Raw genomic sequence first — 18,629 nt, 5'->3', positions numbered from 1 at the left:
GGCCGTCACAGGCAAGTCGGCTACCGATTGTCGGAGCTTTGCGGCAAGCTGTGGGAATGATCCGACCACCGTTCGTGGCGCGCGTTGCCGCGGGACTCGCCGTCACCGCGATGGAAGAGGCAAAGAAGTTGCCCACCACCGCTGTCGCCCTGCCGATGACCGCCGTGAGCCAGATGCTGCAGACAAGCATGCGCGTGCAGCAGTCGATCACCTCGTTGGCGATCAAGGGCGATCAGGCATTTGCACTGATCAACTGGTCTTCCGAGGACGAACAGCCCGAGTGGGCGGTCTTCGACGAGGACGCCGACGCTCCCGCAGACTCGGCGTCTTCCACCGGCGCGACCACCGCTGACACCCCGACCAACGCCGGACGCTTCGCGCTCTACTCGCTCGAGCCGACTGCCCCCATCGAGGAGCCCGCACCCGACGCCGAGTCCGAATCCGCGGCAGCTACGACGGACGGACCTGCCGAAGAGCCCGAGATCGTCACCGAACTCGACTACCCCAACCTCACACTCGCACAGCTCCGTGCGCGTATCCGGACGCTCAGCATCGACGAGCTGACCGCCGTCCTGGACTACGAGAATGCGACGCTCGCCCGCGCACCGTTCCAGACCATGCTCACCAACCGCATCACCACAGCCAAGGCAAAGTGACTTCCGCAACGCCCCCCGCTTCATCGCAGCGATCGTCCGGCGCCAGCAGCGCTGAGCAGCCGTGGCCGGTCCGCACGGTTTCCGCCAAGGTCGCCGGCTGGATCGATCGACTCGGCAGCATCTGGGTCGAAGGTCAGATCACACAGATCAATGCACGCCCCGGTACCCGAACGGCCTTTCTCGTTCTGCGTGATCCGTCGGCAGACATGTCGCTGTCGATCACATGCTCACCACAGTTGTTGCACAACTCTCCGGTGCCGTTGACCGAGGGCTCGCGTGTCGTGATGTTCGGCAAGCTCTCGTTCTACACCGGACGCGGAACGGTGTCGTTGCGTGTCACCGAGATTCGCGCCGTGGGTATCGGTGAGCTGCTGGCCCGCATCGAGAGACTGCGCGCCTTGCTCGCCGCGGAGGGCTTGTTCGATCCGAGACTCAAACGGCCTCTTCCGTTTCTGCCCGGCACGATCGGCCTGATCACGGGCCGAGCCAGCGCGGCCGAAAAGGATGTCGTCTCGGTCGCCCACCGTCGTTGGCCCGCAGTGGCTATCGCGGTGCGTAACACCGCGGTGCAGGGCCCGACTGCTGTTCCCCAGATCATCGAAGCGCTGAAGGAACTCGACGCCAACCCGGTAGTCGACGTCATCATCCTCGCTCGCGGCGGCGGTAGCGTCGAGGATCTCCTGCCGTTCTCCGACGAGGCGCTGTGCCGCGCCATCGTGGCCTGCACGACGCCGATCGTCAGTGCCATCGGCCACGAGCCGGACAGCCCGCTCAGTGACCACGTCGCCGACCTGCGCGCAGCCACACCCACCGACGCGGCCAAGCGCGTCGTACCCGATGCGGTTGCGGAAGCTGCTCTGGTTGCCGATCTTCGTGACCGCAGCGCTGCGGCACTGCGCAGCTGGGTCAAGCGTGAGTCTCATCTGATCGAACAGTTGCGCACTCGACCGGTCATGGCATCACCGCTGCTCGCGGTGGACCGTCGCGCCGAAGAGGTCGAAAGGCTCCAGGCCGCCGGGCGACGCGATGTGACTCGTTTGATCGACTCCGAGTCCCGAACGATCGAGCATCTGCGCGCCCGGCTCACCACTCTCGGCCCCGCCGCGACGCTGGCCCGCGGGTACGCAGTCGTGCAACGTGTTGTCGCCGACGGCGATCCGGAGGTTCTGCGCTCGGTCGAGGACGCGCCACCCGGAACCCAGATTCGAGTTCGACTTGCAGACGGCGCCGTTCGCGCCGCAGTGATGGGAAGAGAAAAATGAGCAACGCGACCGACACCGACACCGACATCAACGAACTCGGCTACGAAGCAGCCCGCGACGAATTGGTGAGCGTCGTGAAGATTCTCGAACAGGGCGGCCTGGACCTCGACGCGTCACTCTCATTGTGGGAGCGAGGCGAAGCGTTGGCCAAGCGCTGTGAAGAGCATTTGGCCGGCGCCAGGGCTCGCGTCGAAAAGGCTCTGGCCGAAGCGGACGAGTAACGTCCGCTCCGACCGGAAATCCTATGGCGTGATCGGCTGCGCTGCGCCGACCTTCTCGGCAAGAATCCGGAACTCGTCCGGCGTCGCCGCGCCCGTGAGCAACAGGCGAACATCCCCGACGTCCGTGACCCAGATCGACTCGACACCTTCGCCGCCGAAGACGTTCCACGTGTCGGCGCCGACGGTCTCGACTCCGGTCGCGAATCGCTGTCCACCGGCAACGTGTGACACCAACGGGAATTCCTCGGCGTTGCTCTGTGTCAGCTGAATGTAGCGACCGCTGGTCGTGATGAATCCCACAGTGCTCGAATCTCCGCCGCCGTCGCCGGAGATGATTTTGCGACTGCCGGAGTTCGGGGTCCACCCGTCCGGAACACCGGGATTACGGATGGGAAATCCGAGTTCCTTCGCGTCGTAGTTCAGAGCTGCGTCCACGTCGACGCTCGGGATAGGCCCCTGCGTCGGGCCGCCAGGACTGAACGTGCACTGGCTGGCGATGCCCGCAATGATGATGCAGAACAGCACCAACGGTACGAGAGACCAGACCATGTCTTTGTTGTCTTCGAGAATGCGGGGTTTCTTCGATGCCACACCCCCAGTATCCAGGTACTGCGCAGTAGATACGATTCCCGGTCCCCTTCGAGCGAGACAAAACGTCGCAGCGGCGACCCGACAGCGCACGTAGCCGCTCCCATCTGGGACAATGACGCCTGAAGAAACCACTGCGTCGACACACCCCGTCGACCGCGACCGCGCCAGGAGGCACCGCACATGACGGCCAGCAGCACTCATCGTGAGACCCCGGACCGTAACCTCGCACTCGAATTGGTCCGAGTCACCGAAGCCGGTGCTATGGCTGCCGGCCGCTGGGTAGGCCGCGGCGACAAGGAAGGCGGTGACGGAGCAGCCGTCGACGCTATGCGTCAGCTCGTCTCCTCCGTCTCGATGCGCGGCATCGTCGTCATCGGTGAGGGCGAGAAGGACGAAGCGCCGATGCTGTTCAACGGCGAAGAGGTCGGAAACGGCGACGGCCCCGACTGTGACTTCGCCGTCGACCCGGTCGACGGCACCACCTTGATGTCCAAGGGCATGCCCAACGCGATCTCCGTTCTGGCTGTTGCCGAGCGCGGCGCGATGTTCGATCCGTCGGCCGTGTTCTACATGGAGAAGATCGCTGTCGGACCGGATGCTGCAGATGTCATCGACATCAGCGCACCGATCGCCGAGAACATCAAGCGCGTCGCCAAGGTCAAGAAGGCGTCGGTCTCCGACATCACGATCTGCATCCTGGACCGCCCGCGTCACAACCAGCTGATCCAGGACGTGCGCGACACCGGCGCTCGTATCCGTCTGATCTCCGACGGTGACGTTGCCGGCGCCATCGCCGCAGCGCGTCCCGAGTCCGGCACCGACATGCTCGTCGGCATCGGCGGAACGCCTGAGGGCATCATCGCCGCAGCAGCCATGCGCTGCATGGGTGGATCGCTGCAGGGCAAGCTCGCACCCACCGACGACGAAGAGCGCCAGAAGGCCATCGACGCCGGTCATGATCTCGATCGGATCCTGACCACCGAAGATCTCGTCTCCGGCGAGAACGTCTTCTTCTGCGCCACGGGCGTCACCGATGGTGACCTGCTGCGCGGTGTCCGCTACTACGGCGGCGGCGCCAGCACGCAGTCCATCGTGATGCGTAGCAAGTCCGGCACCGTTCGCATGATCGACGCGTACCACCGTCTCGAGAAGCTGCGTGAGTACAGCTCCGTCGACTTCGACGGCGAAGAGGGCGCGGTTCCCCCGACGTTCTGATGGGCTCCGCCCCGTGAGCGGTTAGGGAGTCCCTGCACTCCTTAACCGCTCACGGGGGACGTAGTCCCCTACCCGCCCTCCAAAAGTGGCAATGTGGAGCCATGACGGAGAGCAACGATCAACAGTTCCGAATCGAACACGACACCATGGGCGAAGTTCGGGTGCCCATCGACGCACTGTGGCGGGCACAGACCCAGCGTGCAGTCGAGAACTTCCCGATCAGCGGGCGCCCACTCGAGCGCACCCAGATCCGCGCAATGGGCTTGCTGAAAGCAGCGTGTGCGCAGGTCAACAAGGACCTCGGACTGCTCGACGCGGACAAGGCCGACGCAATCATCGCCGCCGCGAACGAGATCGCCGAAGGCAAGCACGACGATCAGTTCCCCATCGACGTCTTCCAGACCGGCTCGGGAACCAGCTCGAACATGAACGCCAACGAGGTCATCGCGTCCATCGCGAAGGCCGCCGGCGTGGACGTACACCCCAATGATCACGTCAACATGTCGCAGTCCTCCAACGACACCTTCCCCACCGCCACGCACGTCGCAGCTACCGAAGCAGCGGTCACCGATCTTGTTCCGGCACTGGAACATCTGCATGCTGCGCTTGCCACGAAGGCGTCCGAGTGGAAGACCGTCGTCAAATCCGGACGCACCCACCTGATGGACGCTGTGCCGGTCACGCTCGGTCAGGAGTTCGGTGGCTACGCACGTCAGATCGAGGCCGGTATCGAGCGCGTCAACGCAACACTACCCCGCCTCGGCGAGCTGCCGATCGGCGGAACAGCAGTCGGCACCGGTCTCAATGCTCCGGATGGATTCGGCCCCAAAGTTGTTGCCGAGCTGGTCAAGTCGACAGGCGTCGACGCGCTGACTCCGGCGAAGAACAGCTTCGAAGCGCAAGCCGCGCGCGACGGACTGGTCGAAGCATCGGGCGCGCTGCGGACCATCGCCGTCTCACTGACGAAGATTGCCAACGACATTCGGTGGATGGGATCGGGTCCGCTGACCGGACTCGGCGAGATCGCACTCCCAGATCTGCAGCCGGGTAGCTCGATCATGCCCGGCAAGGTGAACCCGGTCCTGCCCGAGGCAACCACTCAGGTTGCGGCTCAGGTGATCGGAAACGACGCCGCCATCGCGTGGGGTGGCGCTGCCGGAGCGTTCGAACTCAACGTCTACATCCCGGTCATGGCACGCAACCTGCTGGAGTCGTTCACCTTGCTGGCCAACGTCTCTCGACTGTTCGCCGACAAGTGCGTCAGCGGACTGGTCGCGCACGAGGAGCACCTCAAGACACTCGCCGAATCGTCACCGTCGATCGTGACGCCCCTCAACTCGGCGATCGGTTACGAGGAAGCCGCAGCCGTCGCGAAGCAGGCGCTCAAAGAGAAGAAGACGATCCGCCAGGTCGTCATCGAGCGCGGACTCGTCCCGGACAAGCTGAGCGAGGAAGAACTCGACAAGCGTCTCGACGTTCTGGCGATGGCGAAGGTCAAGGACTGAACAAACAACAGAGTGGCGGTTTCCACTTCGGAAACCGCCACTCTTTTCCCTACACCGTAGTGGTTGCGCGCCACTCGTCGGTGCGATCGGGGCTCGCCTCGGCCAATGCCTTCAACGTCGCTTCTCGATCGAAGTCCTTGCCGTACACCGGAGTTCCCGGCTGCTGACGCCAGGAATCATCGATCGTTCCCGCATCGACAGGATCGAAGCCCAACTGATTGATCAGATCGAACACGACCTGCTTGTTCGCGTCGTCGTCGCCGGCGATGGGTAGCGCAATGCGCCCCTCTGCACCTTCGGGAAGCCCCTTCTCGAGGAGGTGCTTCCACCAGATTCCGTTGAACGCCTTGAATACCGGTACACCCAGGCGCTCCTGCACCCATCCGCTTTCGGTCTGTCCGTCCTCGATGGCCGAGATCAGACCGTCACGCTGTTGCGGGTAGTAGTTGTTGGTCTCGATGACCGGGGCACCGGCGACCGCACCGCTGAGGATCCCCGCCGGTAGATCGACCACGTTCTTCTGCGGGATGCTCACGATGACCAGCTCGGCGCCCTCGGCGGCCTCGGTGCTGCGGACTGCCTTCGCGCCCGTCTCCGCTTCCAGTTCTGCAAGGGTGTCCGGTGTCCGCGAGTTCGAGACGCGCACGTCGTGACCGAGCGCAGCGAGCCTACGTGTGAGCGTGCCACCGATCTGACCGGCTCCGATGATTCCGATGCGCATGACCCTGCTCCTTCGTCGTGTGTAGTGGCGATCGCGCCACCGCTGCATTCGTCAACGACGAGAACGCACCGGGTCATTCCGTACCGACTACTTCAACTCCCGTTGATTCAATCGGTTGACGGATCGAGTTCGAGCCTGATGCGAACACTGACCGGATCGGTCTGCAATCCGCGAAAGGCAGAGGCCGTCAGCGCCGATCTGAACTTCCCCGACGTGAATGTCTTCACCCGCGCCGGGACGTCGTCGTCCGGCATGATCTGGGCTTGTCCGTCCACCCACTCGCCGCGGCGACGGATCCGAACCTTCGGCGTCGCAGAGATATTGGCGCCCCAGCCCCTGCCGATGCCGTGCTGCGCGATGACCCACGCCTCGTCGCTGTCGTAGGTGATCGCAACGGGCACTCGGCGGGCCAGACCGGTTCGGCGTCCAACCGTCTCGATCTCGGTCATCAACGACGGCATCAAGCCGATCCGATTCAATCCGGTGACCAGCGGATTGGCGAAATACTTCCCGACTGCGACTTCGATTCTTCGTTTTCGTGCAACTGACGTCGGTACTGGCATGCCGTTTCCTCTCCTCCGGAGCTGACACTCGAAGCAACAGCTCTATACCGAACGATATAACCACTGATCCGGGAGTTTTGCCACCATGAATATCGATCAATACCCGCTACCTGCACACAACACTTGACTGTGTCTGTTGGTTACATCTAGTCTCAGATTCGTTCCTATACCGATCGACATACTGGGAGGCAGTGATGAACACACCTCGAGACACCTCGTTGCCATGACCGGCCCGCAGACGCGTTGTCCGATCGCCGCAGCGCGTCGCAAGTGGGGAGTACCAAGAGAATCAGCGGCACCAGATGAATCGAACAGCTCTGCGATTGCATACGATGGCGGGATGGCCGACTCCGATTCCCGCACTCTGATGCTGGTCGGCGCCATCAATGCCTTCCGTGAACACGGGATCGCGACGACGTCGCTCACCGAGATCGTCGAACGCTCGGGAGCTCCCCGCGGGTCGGTGTACCACTACTTTCCCGAAGGCAAAGGACAGCTGGCCGGCGAAGCAGTTGCCTACTTCGGCCGAGGCGTCAGCGCCGCCATCAGTTCGATGATCGCTCAGTCTTCCCCACCGGAGATCATCGACGCGGTTGTCACAATATTTCGAAACAGCTTGGTAGAGAGCGATTTCACCTCCTCCTGTCCGGTCGCAGCCGCGGCGGTGGAGGGCGCGTCGACGCCGGCGGCATTAACTGCTGCGGGCGAATCCTTCACCTCGTGGGAATCGCTTCTCACATCGTTCTTCTGGCAGCAGGGACAGCCGTCCGAGACTGCAGCACAGTGGGCAACCGTCGTGATCGCGTCGATCGAAGGCGCGACTCTGATGGCAAAAGCTCAGCACACCACCGCGCCTCTCGATCGGATCGGCGCGCACCTCAAGGCTCTGGTCTCGGCCCCGAGCTGACCAACCCCTCTACTTCCAACCGCTGCTGCCGTCCGCGCAGGAGCAGAGATGGCGTACAAACATGTCTCACACACTTGCACCGGCGCCCTCGGCGCCTATGATGACCAAGTCCCGTCGATTCACTGCGCTGATCTTCATCTGCCTCGCCGAACTCCTTGTCGTGCTGGACAACACAGTGGTCAACGTCGCACTGCCGACGATGAGCGTCGACCTGTTCGCCAGCGTCAGTGACCTGCAATGGATCGTCGACGCGTACACGTTGACCTTCGCCGGGTTCCTACTCACTTTCGGCCACCTGGGTGACCGCTTCGGACGCCGCCGAGTGATGATCATCGGTCTGATCGGCGTCGGCGCGATGTCGCTCGTCGGCGCTTTGGCTTCCAACCTCGAACAGGTGATCATGGCGCGCGCTGCTATGGGTGTCTTTGCCGCAGCGGTCTTTCCGGCCACCCTGGCCATGATCACGAACATCTTCACCGACGCCAGAGAACGAGCCATCGCCATCGCTGCCTGGACCGCAATGGCCGGCTTCGCGATTGCCATCGGCCCGACGGCAGGCGGTTGGCTTCTCGAGCACTTCTCCTGGCACTCGGTGTTCTGGATGAACGTTCCGGCTGCGTTGCTGGTCATCGTCGGTGTGCTGCTGGTTGTTCCGGAATCGAAGGCGCTTCACGTCGGCCGATTCGATTTCGTCGGAACAATCTTGTCGCTCCTCGGCATCGTCATTCTGGTGTGGACCATCATCGACGCGCCACATCGCGGATGGGTGTCGCCATTCAGCATCACGGGATACCTCTCTGCGACAGTGTTGTTGGCGGCATTCGTCGCATGGGAACTGCGCACCGATGCGCCGATCCTGAACATGAATCTCTTCCGAATCCGGCGGTTTTCATTCCCCGCCTTGGCTATTGCGGTCAGCTACTTCAGCATGTTCGGGTTCTTGTTCCTGATCACGCAGTACTTCCAGGGCGTTCGCGAATACTCGCCACTCGAATTCGGCATCCACTCTTTGCCTTTCGCCGCCGCTGTTGCGGTGGGCGCTCCCGTCGCCACCTTGGCGGCACAGAAACTCGGCACGACCGCAGTGATGGTGTTCGGCCTCCTCGTCCTCAGCGGCGGCATGTTCCTGGCCGGCCAGACGACCGTCGAGACGCCCTACCTCGGACCCGTCGTGATCTCGATGGTTCTCATGGGTCTGGGCCTCGCAATTGTCCAGGGACCGGCTACCGACTCCATCATGTCCTCGGTGCCCCTCGACGAAGCCGGCGCAGGCTCGGCAGTCAACGACACGACGCGGGAACTCGGTGGGACCCTGGGCGTCGCCGTCATCGGCTCGATCGTCGCCTCGTATTACACGTCCAAGGTGGCTCCGATCGTCGACGCCATTCCCGACGCCGTGATGTCGGCACAGGAGAAGGGCTTCGCTCGTGAGTCGGTGCTCAGCGTCATCGAGATCCGCTCGCGCGACATCAGTCCGCTCTTCGAGCAGCAGAAGGACAGTCTGATCTACACGATGAAGACCGCGTGCCTGGAAGGCTTCGCCATCGCGTCGTACTTCACGGTCGGCGCAGCACTGATCACCGCGCTGCTGGTCGCGTTGTTGCTCCCCTGGAAGCCGGTCACAGAAGGCTCCATTCTCAGCAGTCTGGCGACCAAGACCCCGAAGTAGCTACAAGGTTTCCCGATTTGTCCGTATCTCAGCCCGCCGTTCCCCGATACTGGATTGACCGAGTGGTACCGACGACAGCCCTGCTAGGGAGAATCTCGTGTCCATCACCAGTAGAAACAGCTCACGACTGTCGGCTGCGGCGGTTCCGGTAGTACTGACGGTCGCCCTACTCGCCGGATGCTCGTCCGATTCAGACACCACCTCAGCGCCCGGACCGGTCGTCAGCGACGCCAGCCCCGGTCTCGACGCCGGGGTGCCGATCCCGGACGGGCAAATCGACGACGCGGTCGGGAAGCTCGACGGCCTCGCGAACGATCTCATGGCAAGTTCGGGCGTCCCCGGCATGGCTGTGGCCGTGGTGCACGGCGGTAAGACTGTGTATGCAAAGGGATTCGGGGTTCGCGAGTTGGGTAAGAGCGCCGCCGTCGATGCCGACACCGTGTTCCAACTGGCATCGGTGTCGAAATCGGTAGGAGCCACGGTGGTCGCCCACGAAGTCGGAATCGGGACCGTCGACTGGGACACTCCGGTGATCTCGAAACTGCCGGGGTTTGCGCTTGCCGATCCGTGGGTGACCGACCACCTCACGATCTCCGATCTCTACACGCATCGGTCGGGATTACCGGACCACGCCGGCGACGGGCTGGAGGACCTGGGCTACAACCGGGCCCAGGTGCTCGAGAAGCTACGCCAACTACCGCTCAATCCATTCCGAATCACATACGAGTACACGAACTTCGGCGTCACAGCCGGCGCTGAGGCCGTTGCAGCTGCGGCGGGCACCGATTGGGAAACGCTGTCGCAGAACACGATCTACGGCCCGCTCGGTATGACGTCGACGTCTTCGCGGTTCGCCGATTACCAGGCCCGAGAAAATCGAACAGTGGGCCACATCCTCGAAGACGGAAAGTACAAGGTAGGGCCGGTTCGGGACGCCGACGCCCAATCCCCCGCCGGTGGAGTCAGCTCCTCGGCGAACGACATGGCCAAGTGGTTGGACATGGTGCTGTCCGGCGGTCAGTATCAGGGGCAGCAGGTCGTTCAGACGGATGCGCTCGTGCCCGCAGTGAACCCGGAGATCGTCTCGCGCCACGCGCAGCAGATCGGGGAACGCTCCGGCTTCTACGGCTACGGGTTCAACGTTTCCGACAGCGCCGCTGGCCGTGTCACCGCCAGCCACTCCGGCGCTTTCCTGGTCGGAGCCGGGACAAATTTCGTGACGATTCCCTCCGCTGACGTCGGCATCGTCGTTCTGACCAACGGCACGCCCACCGGCGTCGCGGAGACCTTGACCGCCGAGTTCGCCGATCTGGTGCAGTTCGGGAAGATCACCCGCGAGTGGCGCCCGCTGTACGAAGCGGCGTTTGCCTCACAAGCCGATCCCGAGGGCGAACTTGCCGGGAAGACACCGCCGACCTCCCCCGCGCCTGCCCCACCGACAAACCAATTGACCGGCGACTACGGCAACCCGTACTGGGGTCCCGCACTCGTGACGCAGCAGAACGGTGCGCTGACCTTGACCATGGGTCCCGCGGCGGTGACGTATCCGCTGACCCACTGGGACGGAAACACCTTCACGTTTCCGCTCAGCGGCGAGAACGCACCGGCCGGGACGGTCTCGAAGGCCACCTTCGACGGAAACTCGCTAACCTTGGAGTACTTCGATCACGATCATCTCGGTACCTTCATCCGGGCAACACCGGCCGAATAATCAGCCAAGGACACCCCATGAGTAGTTCGACAGCCACGGTGAACGCAATGTTCGCGGCCCTCACCGATTTCGACGTGGACGCCGCAGCCGAATTGATGACAGACGACATCGTCTGGCAGAACGTCTCGCTCCCCACTCTGCGAGGCAAGAAGACCGTCGTGCGAGCGCTTCGTCTGGTCACCAAGCCTTCACTGAAATTCGAGGCCGAGATGCACCACATCGTCGGCGACGAGTCCACGGTGCTCACCGAACGCACCGACATCCTGACCGTCGGGCCGCTGCGCATCGAATTCTGGGTGTGCGGAACTTTCGAACTGCGCGACGGCAAGGTCTCCGTCTGGCGTGACTACTTCAGTCTGCGAGACGTCGCGTGGGGTGTGGTGACCGCGGTCGGCCGTGCAGTCGTCGGGAGCGGGACACGAAGTAGGCTTGCTCCGGCCTGAAATCACCTGCCGAAAGCGAGCGAACCTGCCATGCCCGAGAACACCACGCCTGACTCCTTCGACGCCGGCTTGGCTGTGCGCACCGAAGTCATGGGGGCCGATTTTGTCGACGCCGCCTTCGAGCGCACCCGCGGCACCGACAGCGAAGAACTGCAGAACTTCGTGACGGCCAACGTCTGGGGTTCGGTATGGACGCGTCCCGGACTCGATCGCCGCAGCCGCAGTCTGATCAATCTGGGGATGCTGATCGCGCTGCGCGCGGAGAACGAACTCAAAGGCCACGTACGCGGAGCACTACGAAACGGCTTGACGCGCACCGAGATCGTCGAAACCGTGATCCACGCGAGCGCGTACTGCGGCGCACCGGCGGGGCTGGCGGCAATGCGTGTGGTGCAGGAAGTTCTCGACAACGAACTCGGACCGCTGCAAAACTGAACTACTGAAAACCCAAGAATCTCCCCGTGCAGACCGAAGTCCGCACGGGGAGATCGCTTCTCAGGAAGTAGGGCCGAACTCCTCGAGCATGTCGGTCACCAACTCGGCGATCGGCGACCGCTCACTGCGCGTGAGTGTGATGTGCGCAAAAAGCGGGTGCCCCTTGAGCTTCTCGATGACGGCCGCAACTCCGTCGTGCCTACCCACTCGCAGGTTGTCACGCTGCGCGACGTCGTGCGTGAGAACCACCCGCGAGCCGGTTCCCAGACGAGAAAGCACTGTCAGCAGAACATTTCGTTCGAGTGACTGCGCTTCGTCGACGATCACGAACGAATCGTGCAGCGACCGACCGCGAATGTGCGTCAGCGGCAGCACTTCCAGCATTCCGCGGGCGAGAACCTCTTCGAGAACCTCTGGCGAAGCCAACCCGTCGAGAGTGTCGAAAACGGCCTGAGCCCACGGGCCCATCTTCTCGCTCTCACTACCGGGAAGGTAGCCGAGTTCTTGTCCGCCAACGGCATACAGCGGACGGAAGACGACGACCTTGCGCTGGGTGCGGCGCTCGAGAACGGCTTCCAAACCTGCTGTCAGAGCCAAGGCCGACTTACCGGTGCCTGCCTTGCCGCCGAGAGAGATGATGCCGATGCTCTCGTCCATGAGGAGATCGAGCGCAATGCGCTGCTCGGCGGAGCGGCCGTGCAGCCCGAACGCCTCACGCTCACCGCGCACCAACTGAATGCGCTTGTCGGGAGTCACCCGACCGAGGGCGCTCGACGAGCCACCGAGCAGACGAAGACCCGTGTGACACGGCAGATCTCGTGCTTCGTCAAGGTCCAGGAAACCCTCGTTGAACAGCTCGTCGATGTCCGTCGAGGCGACGTCCAGCTCGGTCATGCCCGTCCATCCCGATGGCACGACGTCGTGAGCGTGGTACTCGTCGGCAGGTAGTCCCACCGCGCCTGCCTTCACACGAAGCGGTATGTCCTTACTGACGAGGACTACGTCCTTGCCCTCCGCCGCAAGGTTCAGCGCGCACGCCAGAATCCTCGAATCGTTACTGTCCGTGCGGAATCCGACGGGGAGGACCGCAGGGTCGGTGTGATTGAGTTCGACCTGCAGTGTCCCGTTCTCGGTGCCGATCGGTACCGGACGGTCGAGGCGGCTGTATTCGATCCGGAGATCGTCGAGCATGCGGAGCGATTCTCGGGCGAACCATCCCAGTTCGTGGTGGTGTCGCTTGCCTTCGAGTTCGCTGATCACGACCAGTGGCAGTACCACGTGGTGTTCGGCGAATCGAGTGACAGCCCATGGATCGGACAGTAGTACCGAGGTATCCAAGACGTACGTGCGAAGTGCATCTCCCGAATGATTCCCGGCTGATAGATCAGCCCGGGCCGAGTGGGCAGAGACGGAGCGTGATGCAGTCACGTTGGGCTCCTAGGTCTGCGCGGCACCCGCGCAAACTCAGCTCGCTGGGCCGGACGGCTCTGGTGTCAGGTGACGCTGTGTCAGCTGAAACAAGGGCCGGGCGCCGGCCCTCTCGTACTGAGTGTTTCAGTCACGATCAGAACCTCCCGCACAAGTAACTTCTGGTTACTCGTTACTGCCGACGGTACTGCGGATCGGACACTCGCGCCACGGAACGAGCCGCACATCTGGTGAACGCCAGGTAACAAAATGCCACTCGTGTGATTCAGCGTCACTCAGGACTCGATCAGACCCCACTTCGCGGCGCGCACCGCTGCCTGAACCCGCGAATTGGTTCCGGTCTTGACGAAGATGTTCTCGAGGTGGGTGGCGACAGTGCGACGGCTGACGAACAACTCCTCGGCGATCTCGACATTGCCCGCGCCCCTGGCCACCAATTGCAGTACTTGGATCTCCCGTGGGCTCAGATGGACACGATCGAGCGCCACCTGGTCCCCCACGACGCGCGAGCAGGCCGCGCTGGACGCCGCCACCACCTCGCGCACGCGATCGACGACGCCGGAATCCGCGAAGCTCATGTGCAGCAATCCGGTCACCTCACGGCCGGAGAACCCCAATGCGACCGACGCGCCCTCGGCGTACCCGGACGGCCGCAGAACATCGGTAACCATCTCGACCTGCTCGAATCGTGGCACGTCCTGCCAGAACACTGGCACGCCCGAAGCCTCGCGAATGATGCCGAAGAGATTGCGATCGGCGACGAAGTCGTCGAGCAGGAACTCGAGCACCCTGGCGTCGTATCCGGAACTCGCCAGAGCCCGATGTCGTCCGCTCGACGGGTCTCGGTACGTGACCGCCGCAGCCGAGTACGCGAGTCCACGTGCGCGAAGTTCTTCGGCGCACAGGCCGAGAATGCCGTACGCCCCGGCCGCCGGCGATCGCGGCGCGAACATGTCAGGTCCAGCGCCGCGATCAGGCAGTACAGACGTCATCACACCAATCTAGCCAATCGTGTGAGCTAGGCCACCACCAGTGAATCGGCCGGCTTCCTGTCCGCCCACGGACGCACCGCTTCGAAGTTCGCGGCAGTCCGCAGAACCAGTGCGTCCTGGCGGTGGCGTGCGGCGATCTGCAGCCCCACCGGTCGACCGTCGGCGGTGAATCCGGCCGGCACGGTGATCGCGGGGTTGTTGAGCATGTTGTACGGGTAGGTGAAGAGCCAATCGAGCAACTGCTCACGCAACGACGCACCTTCGAGCCACGACGGCGCGAACTGACTGAGCGGGAACGTGGCCGAAGCCAAGGTCGGCGAGACCAACACGTCGTAGTCGTTCATGAACGTGGTCCACGTGTCCCACATGACGCCGCGGAATGCGTCGGCCCGCCCGACGTCGACACCGGTGAGCCGCTCGGCCTCGTGCATGATCTCGATCAGGTTGTCGTCGACCTCGCCGCGCTGGTTCTCCCAGTCGAGCAAGTCGTATTCGGAAGCGAAACCGGGAACCCAGATGCCGTTCCACATCGACTCCGACGGATTTCCCCACTGCGGGGTCGCCTCGGTGATCTGGGCACCCAATTCCTCGAATGCCGCCAGCGCGTCGAGGCACACCGCCAGCACCTCCGGATCAACATGGCCGAGGCCGAGATTCGTCGACCACGCGACGCGAAGCCCCTTCACGTCGCCCTTCGCCGCTTCGACGTACGAGGTCTCCGCACGCTCGATCGAGAGCGGATCCGCATTGTCCGGCCCGGCCATGATGTCGAGCATCAGCGCGTTGTCGGCGACGGTCCTGGTGATCGGACCGTGGTACGCCCAGTTGTAGAACCGCCCGGCCAGAATGGTCTGCGGAATGACGCCGGTGGTCGGTTTGAGCCCGACGACCCCGCAGAGCGCCGACGGGATACGCACCGATCCGGCGCCGTCACTGCCCTCGGCTAGTGGCCCGAGGCCTGCAGCCACGGCAGCCGACGCACCGCCACTGGACCCGCCCGCGCTGTTGCCGAGCTTCCACGGGTTGTGCGTCGGCCCGTACAGGTGGTTGTCCGTGCCACCGTAGTAACCGCTTTCGGGAGTGTTCGTCTTTCCCAGGAACAGTCCGCCGGCGCCGCGCAGCCTGTCCACGACGACGGCATTTCCCGTCGCGATGTTGTCGGCCATCGGCTTCATCCCGAACGTGGTCGGCAGCCCGTCGACTGCCGTCAGATCTTTGATCGTGAACGGAACGCCGTGCAGCGGGCCGAGTTTCTCGCCCGATTCCTGTTGCCGTGAGAGTTCGGCCGCGTCGCGCGTGACCTGCTCGCGATCGAATTGCACTATCGCGTTGATCGACGGATTGACTGCGTCGACGCGCTGGATCATCGCTTCGGCAATCTCGTTGGGCGAGAGACTGTTCGACGCGACCGACGCCGCCATCTCGGTAGCGGAGAGCCAATGCAGATTCTGTTCGGTCATGGGGTTTCCTTCGCCGGAGGGGTGATGCTCTCAGGCTAGGAAGCGCCGAACTCGGCCACCATCGGTCATGTGACCGATGCCACAATCCGCGACTGGCAAAAAACCAGCGGCCCGGCCCCTCGAAAGGGACCGGGCCGTCGGTGAAGGAATACCTAGACGTTCTTGCTGAGCAGGCCCCAGTTCTCGAGACCGTCGTACAGCGGAAGGTCGAGGGCGAGCTTGGCGACGCGCGCACGCAGCGCCGGCAGATCCGCGTTGCCGGCCAGAGCGGTACCGATGATGTCGGCGACCTCGGTGAACTCGGTATCGCCGAATCCGCGGGTGGCCAACGCTGCGGTACCGATACGCAGACCGGAGGTGGTCATCGGCGGGCGGGGATCGAACGGAACAGCGTTGCGGTTGACCGTGATGCCGATTTCGTGCAGAAGGTCCTCACCCTGCTGGCCGTCGAGCTGCGAGTTACGCAGGTCCACGAGAACGAGGTGGACGTCTGTGCCGCCGGTCAGGACGCTGATGCCCTGGTCTGCGACGTCCTTGTTGCCCAGACGCTCGGCAAGGATGCGCGCACCGGAAAGGGTGCGTGCCTGACGATCCTTGAACTCTTCACCGGCAGCGATCTTGAAGGTGACTGCCTTGGCCGCGATGGCGTGCATGAGCGGTCCACCCTGCTGACCTGGGAAGACAGCGGAGTTGAGCTTCTTGGCCCACTCCTTCTTCGCCAGGATCAGGCCGGAACGCGGTCCACCGAGTGTCTTGTGGACGGTCGAGGACACGACGTCCGCGTACGGGACGGGCGACGGGTGCAGGCCTGCGGCAACCAGTCCGGCGAAGTGAGCCATGTCCACCCACAGGTACGCCCCGACCTCGTCGGCGATCGCACGGAACGCCGCGAAGTCCTGCTGACGCGGGTATGCGGACCAACCGGCAACGATGACCTTCGGCTTCTCGGCGAGGGCGATCGAGCGCACCTCGTCCATGTCGATGCGGTGATCTTCCTTGCTGACGCCGTAGGACGCGACGTCGTACAACTTGCCGGAGAAGTTCAGCTTCATGCCGTGCGTGAGGTGACCACCGTGTGCAAGGTCGAGGCCGAGCAGCTTCTCACCCGGGTTCATCAGTGCCATCAGAACAGCAGCGTTGGCCTGTGCGCCCGAGTGCGGCTGAACGTTCGCGAACTCTGCACCGAAGAGTTCCTTCGCACGGTTGCGCGCCAGATCCTCGATGACGTCGACGTGCTCGCAACCGCCGTAGTAACGACGTCCCGGGTAGCCCTCGGCGTACTTGTTCGTCAGGACGCTGCCCTGAGCCTGCAGAACCGAGCGGGGAACGAAGTTCTCCGACGCGATCATCTCGAGCGTGTCGCGCTGACGAGCCAATTCACCAGCCATCGCCTCGGCGACTTCGGGGTCGAGTTCGGCGAGTGATGCAGAGTTGACGTCGGAGCCGGGCACAGCGGTCATCGAGGAATCTCCAAGCTGGATGCGGAAACGAATGCGTCCAGTCTACGAAGTTCGCTCCCGCCGTCTCCACCCGGCACTAGGCAGCACGCAGAGAGCTGGGGACCAGCGGCTCGTCGAGCAGCCTGCGGAAGCGTTCGGTGCGCTCTGCGCCCACCGGCACCTCGTCCAGCCAGCCCCCGAGCAGCCGGTATCCCTCGACATACGTGCTGGTGTACGCCCGCCACAGCGGTGAAGACAGGAACTTGAGCGATTGGCGAGCGCGTTCCGGCGTCGACAGCGACCACCGTTCGAGGAACAGTGCCACGTCGTCGAGGCTGCGCCCCTCGTCGTGCAACATCAGAGCGGCATCCTGACGAACACTCAGCAGTTGCCCCGACGCGGAGGAGAGCCGTTGCGCCTTTTCCCCGTCGAAAGACAAGCCGAGATCGGCGTAGATGTCCTGCGCCCACAAGCCCCACTCCGGACCGACGATCGCTTCCAGCGCCAGATCTGCGAGGCCTTCGGCCATGATGCACTGCGGCGTGTTGACCAGGAACAGTGTCTGCTCGAGCTGACCCGAACCGACCAGACCGGCTTCCTTACGGCAATGCTCGGTGTGATGGCCGGGGTAGGACTCGTGCGCGATCAGCCGCGGCAGGTTGGCCATGAACTGCGGCAGATCCGAATTGATCGCAACCTTGGAGCGGTAGTCACCAAGGTAGTAGTTGAAGCCGGACCACGGCTTGTCCCCCACCACTTCGTATTCGACGGTTTCCGACGCCGGAAGCCCGAACGTGCCGCGGACCAGATCGCGCAGCGCACTCGACATTGCCTCGACGCACTCGTTCAGTCTCGCCGCGGGGATCTCGTCGGCCTTGCGATGCGCCTGCACTCGCTGCGCCAGCGGTCCCGGACCGGGCAGAACTTCACCCATCAACCGGTGCGCGTCGCTGTAGGCGTCCTCGTTTCCCTTTTCGATTCGTACGTCGAAGTACGCCTCCACCTCGTCCACGAAGCCGATGTCCTCACCCGCGAACTTGCGCCCGGAGCATTCCAGGGCGCGAAGGTGAACGTCGATGAAGTGAGCGCGCTCGGCATTCAGACCACTTCCGGCCAGCTCGCCCCGCAATTCACGTGCCGTGCGGGCAAGTTCACGCGGATCGGGCTTCGGGGCGCTCTCGATCTGCTTACGCAGCGCGGGGTCACCGGTGAACGCGTCGACGAACCCGTCTTCGAGACGGTCGAAACCCAGTCCGAGCAGCAGATATTGGCGAACAAGTGTGTCTGGATCCATAACGACCGAGCCTAGCCGCTCGCTCCGGAATGCCACCCGGCGAAAGTCCCGGACGTGGCACCGAGCACAATCCGACTATGCACTCGGATCGTGCGCACACGCGCCTGGCTTGCTCGC

Annotated in this window: 18 protein-coding genes; 10 read left to right on the top strand and 8 right to left on the bottom strand. The window is 63.5% G+C overall.

The genetic code is table 11. The features are described 5' to 3' along the window. Positions 1–56: 56 nt before the first annotated feature. From QM596_RS08680 to QM596_RS08670, 3 genes are read left to right on the top strand one after another with little or no spacing between them, the layout of a single operon-like run. Positions 57–656 (top strand): lipid droplet-associated protein, encoded by a 600-nt coding sequence (locus QM596_RS08680; protein ID WP_259121096.1) that lies wholly within the window; start codon positions 57–59, stop codon positions 654–656. Next, positions 653–1,918 carry an exodeoxyribonuclease VII large subunit gene (xseA, locus tag QM596_RS08675; protein ID WP_003945258.1) on the top strand — a complete coding sequence of 422 codons (1,266 nt, stop codon included), beginning with the start codon at positions 653–655 and terminating at the stop codon, positions 1,916–1,918. The genes QM596_RS08680 and xseA overlap by 4 nt, the downstream gene beginning before the upstream one ends. Continuing rightward, positions 1,915–2,139 (top strand): exodeoxyribonuclease VII small subunit, encoded by a 225-nt coding sequence (locus tag QM596_RS08670; protein ID WP_019744579.1) that lies wholly within the window; start codon positions 1,915–1,917, stop codon positions 2,137–2,139. Before xseA ends, QM596_RS08670 begins: the two co-directional genes overlap by 4 nt. 21 nt (positions 2,140–2,160) lie before the next feature. Here QM596_RS08670 and QM596_RS08665 read toward each other — a convergent pair whose 3' ends face one another. Beyond that, positions 2,161–2,730 carry a DUF4245 domain-containing protein gene (locus tag QM596_RS08665; protein WP_029255848.1) on the bottom strand — a complete coding sequence of 190 codons (570 nt, stop codon included), beginning with the start codon at positions 2,728–2,730 and terminating at the stop codon, positions 2,161–2,163. A 180-nt stretch (positions 2,731–2,910) separates the two neighbouring features. Here QM596_RS08665 and glpX point away from each other — a divergent pair, with 180 nt between their 5' ends. Both glpX and QM596_RS08655 read left to right on the top strand, forming a co-directional pair. Further along, positions 2,911–3,945: a class II fructose-bisphosphatase gene (glpX, locus tag QM596_RS08660; RefSeq protein ID WP_019744581.1), complete on the top strand. Its 1,035-nt coding sequence runs from the start codon at positions 2,911–2,913 to the stop codon at positions 3,943–3,945. A 101-nt stretch (positions 3,946–4,046) separates the two neighbouring features. Then, on the top strand, positions 4,047–5,450 hold the full coding sequence (locus QM596_RS08655; RefSeq protein WP_019744582.1) for a class II fumarate hydratase: 1,404 nt from the start codon (positions 4,047–4,049) through the stop codon (positions 5,448–5,450). Between the two features lie 49 nt (positions 5,451–5,499). On the opposite strand, the gene QM596_RS08650 is transcribed toward QM596_RS08655, so the two are convergent. Both QM596_RS08650 and QM596_RS08645 read right to left on the bottom strand, forming a co-directional pair. After that, the gene (locus tag QM596_RS08650; protein WP_020908517.1) at positions 5,500–6,219 is read right to left on the bottom strand and encodes an NADPH-dependent F420 reductase; all 720 of its coding nucleotides are present in this window, start codon (positions 6,217–6,219) and stop codon (positions 5,500–5,502) included. A 59-nt stretch (positions 6,220–6,278) separates the two neighbouring features. After that, complete coding sequence (locus QM596_RS08645; protein WP_283308675.1) at positions 6,279–6,734, bottom strand: nitroreductase family deazaflavin-dependent oxidoreductase; 456 nt, start codon at positions 6,732–6,734, stop codon at positions 6,279–6,281. Between the two features lie 340 nt (positions 6,735–7,074). Here QM596_RS08645 and QM596_RS08640 point away from each other — a divergent pair, with 340 nt between their 5' ends. The 5 genes from QM596_RS08640 (at position 7,075) to QM596_RS08620 (ending at position 11,899) form a co-directional block, all read left to right on the top strand. Next, positions 7,075–7,641: a TetR/AcrR family transcriptional regulator gene (locus QM596_RS08640; RefSeq protein ID WP_003945239.1), complete on the top strand. Its 567-nt coding sequence runs from the start codon at positions 7,075–7,077 to the stop codon at positions 7,639–7,641. A gap of 97 nt (positions 7,642–7,738) precedes the next feature. Then, entirely contained in the window at positions 7,739–9,310 is a 1,572-nt protein-coding gene (locus QM596_RS08635) for an MFS transporter (RefSeq protein WP_283308781.1), read from the top strand. 97 nt (positions 9,311–9,407) lie between these two features. Beyond that, complete coding sequence (locus QM596_RS08630) at positions 9,408–11,021, top strand: serine hydrolase (protein WP_020970255.1); 1,614 nt, start codon at positions 9,408–9,410, stop codon at positions 11,019–11,021. A gap of 17 nt (positions 11,022–11,038) precedes the next feature. After that, positions 11,039–11,464 carry a limonene-1,2-epoxide hydrolase family protein gene (locus tag QM596_RS08625; RefSeq protein ID WP_019744587.1) on the top strand — a complete coding sequence of 142 codons (426 nt, stop codon included), beginning with the start codon at positions 11,039–11,041 and terminating at the stop codon, positions 11,462–11,464. Positions 11,465–11,494: 30 nt separating this feature from the next. Continuing rightward, positions 11,495–11,899: a carboxymuconolactone decarboxylase family protein gene (locus tag QM596_RS08620; RefSeq protein ID WP_019744588.1), complete on the top strand. Its 405-nt coding sequence runs from the start codon at positions 11,495–11,497 to the stop codon at positions 11,897–11,899. 60 nt (positions 11,900–11,959) lie between these two features. Here the strand turns inward: QM596_RS08620 and phoH2 are convergent, their stop codons facing one another. The 5 genes from phoH2 to QM596_RS08595 all read right to left on the bottom strand — a co-directional run bounded on the left by phoH2 (position 11,960) and on the right by QM596_RS08595 (position 18,512). After that, on the bottom strand, positions 11,960–13,327 hold the full coding sequence (phoH2, locus tag QM596_RS08615; protein WP_003945274.1) for an RNA 5'-3' helicase PhoH2: 1,368 nt from the start codon (positions 13,325–13,327) through the stop codon (positions 11,960–11,962). Positions 13,328–13,602: 275 nt separating this feature from the next. Continuing rightward, entirely contained in the window at positions 13,603–14,319 is a 717-nt protein-coding gene (locus QM596_RS08610; protein ID WP_007726367.1) for a helix-turn-helix transcriptional regulator, read from the bottom strand. Positions 14,320–14,345: 26 nt separating this feature from the next. Next, entirely contained in the window at positions 14,346–15,779 is a 1,434-nt protein-coding gene (locus QM596_RS08605) for an amidase (RefSeq protein WP_019744590.1), read from the bottom strand. A 152-nt stretch (positions 15,780–15,931) separates the two neighbouring features. Continuing rightward, positions 15,932–17,239, bottom strand: a complete 1,308-nt coding sequence (glyA, locus tag QM596_RS08600; protein WP_020970258.1) for a serine hydroxymethyltransferase — start codon at positions 17,237–17,239, stop codon at positions 15,932–15,934. 76 nt (positions 17,240–17,315) lie between these two features. Next, positions 17,316–18,512: a DUF885 domain-containing protein gene (locus QM596_RS08595; protein WP_283308673.1), complete on the bottom strand. Its 1,197-nt coding sequence runs from the start codon at positions 18,510–18,512 to the stop codon at positions 17,316–17,318. Between the last annotated feature and the right edge of the window lie 117 nt (positions 18,513–18,629).

Origin of the sequence: Rhodococcus sp. IEGM 1406 (assembly GCF_030056745.1) — a bacterium.
In the GTDB taxonomy this organism is placed as follows: Bacteria; Actinomycetota; Actinomycetes; order Mycobacteriales; family Mycobacteriaceae; genus Rhodococcus_F; species Rhodococcus_F erythropolis.
Note: the sequence above shows the minus strand (reverse complement) of the source record. Positions and strands in the feature narration are given on the sequence as shown.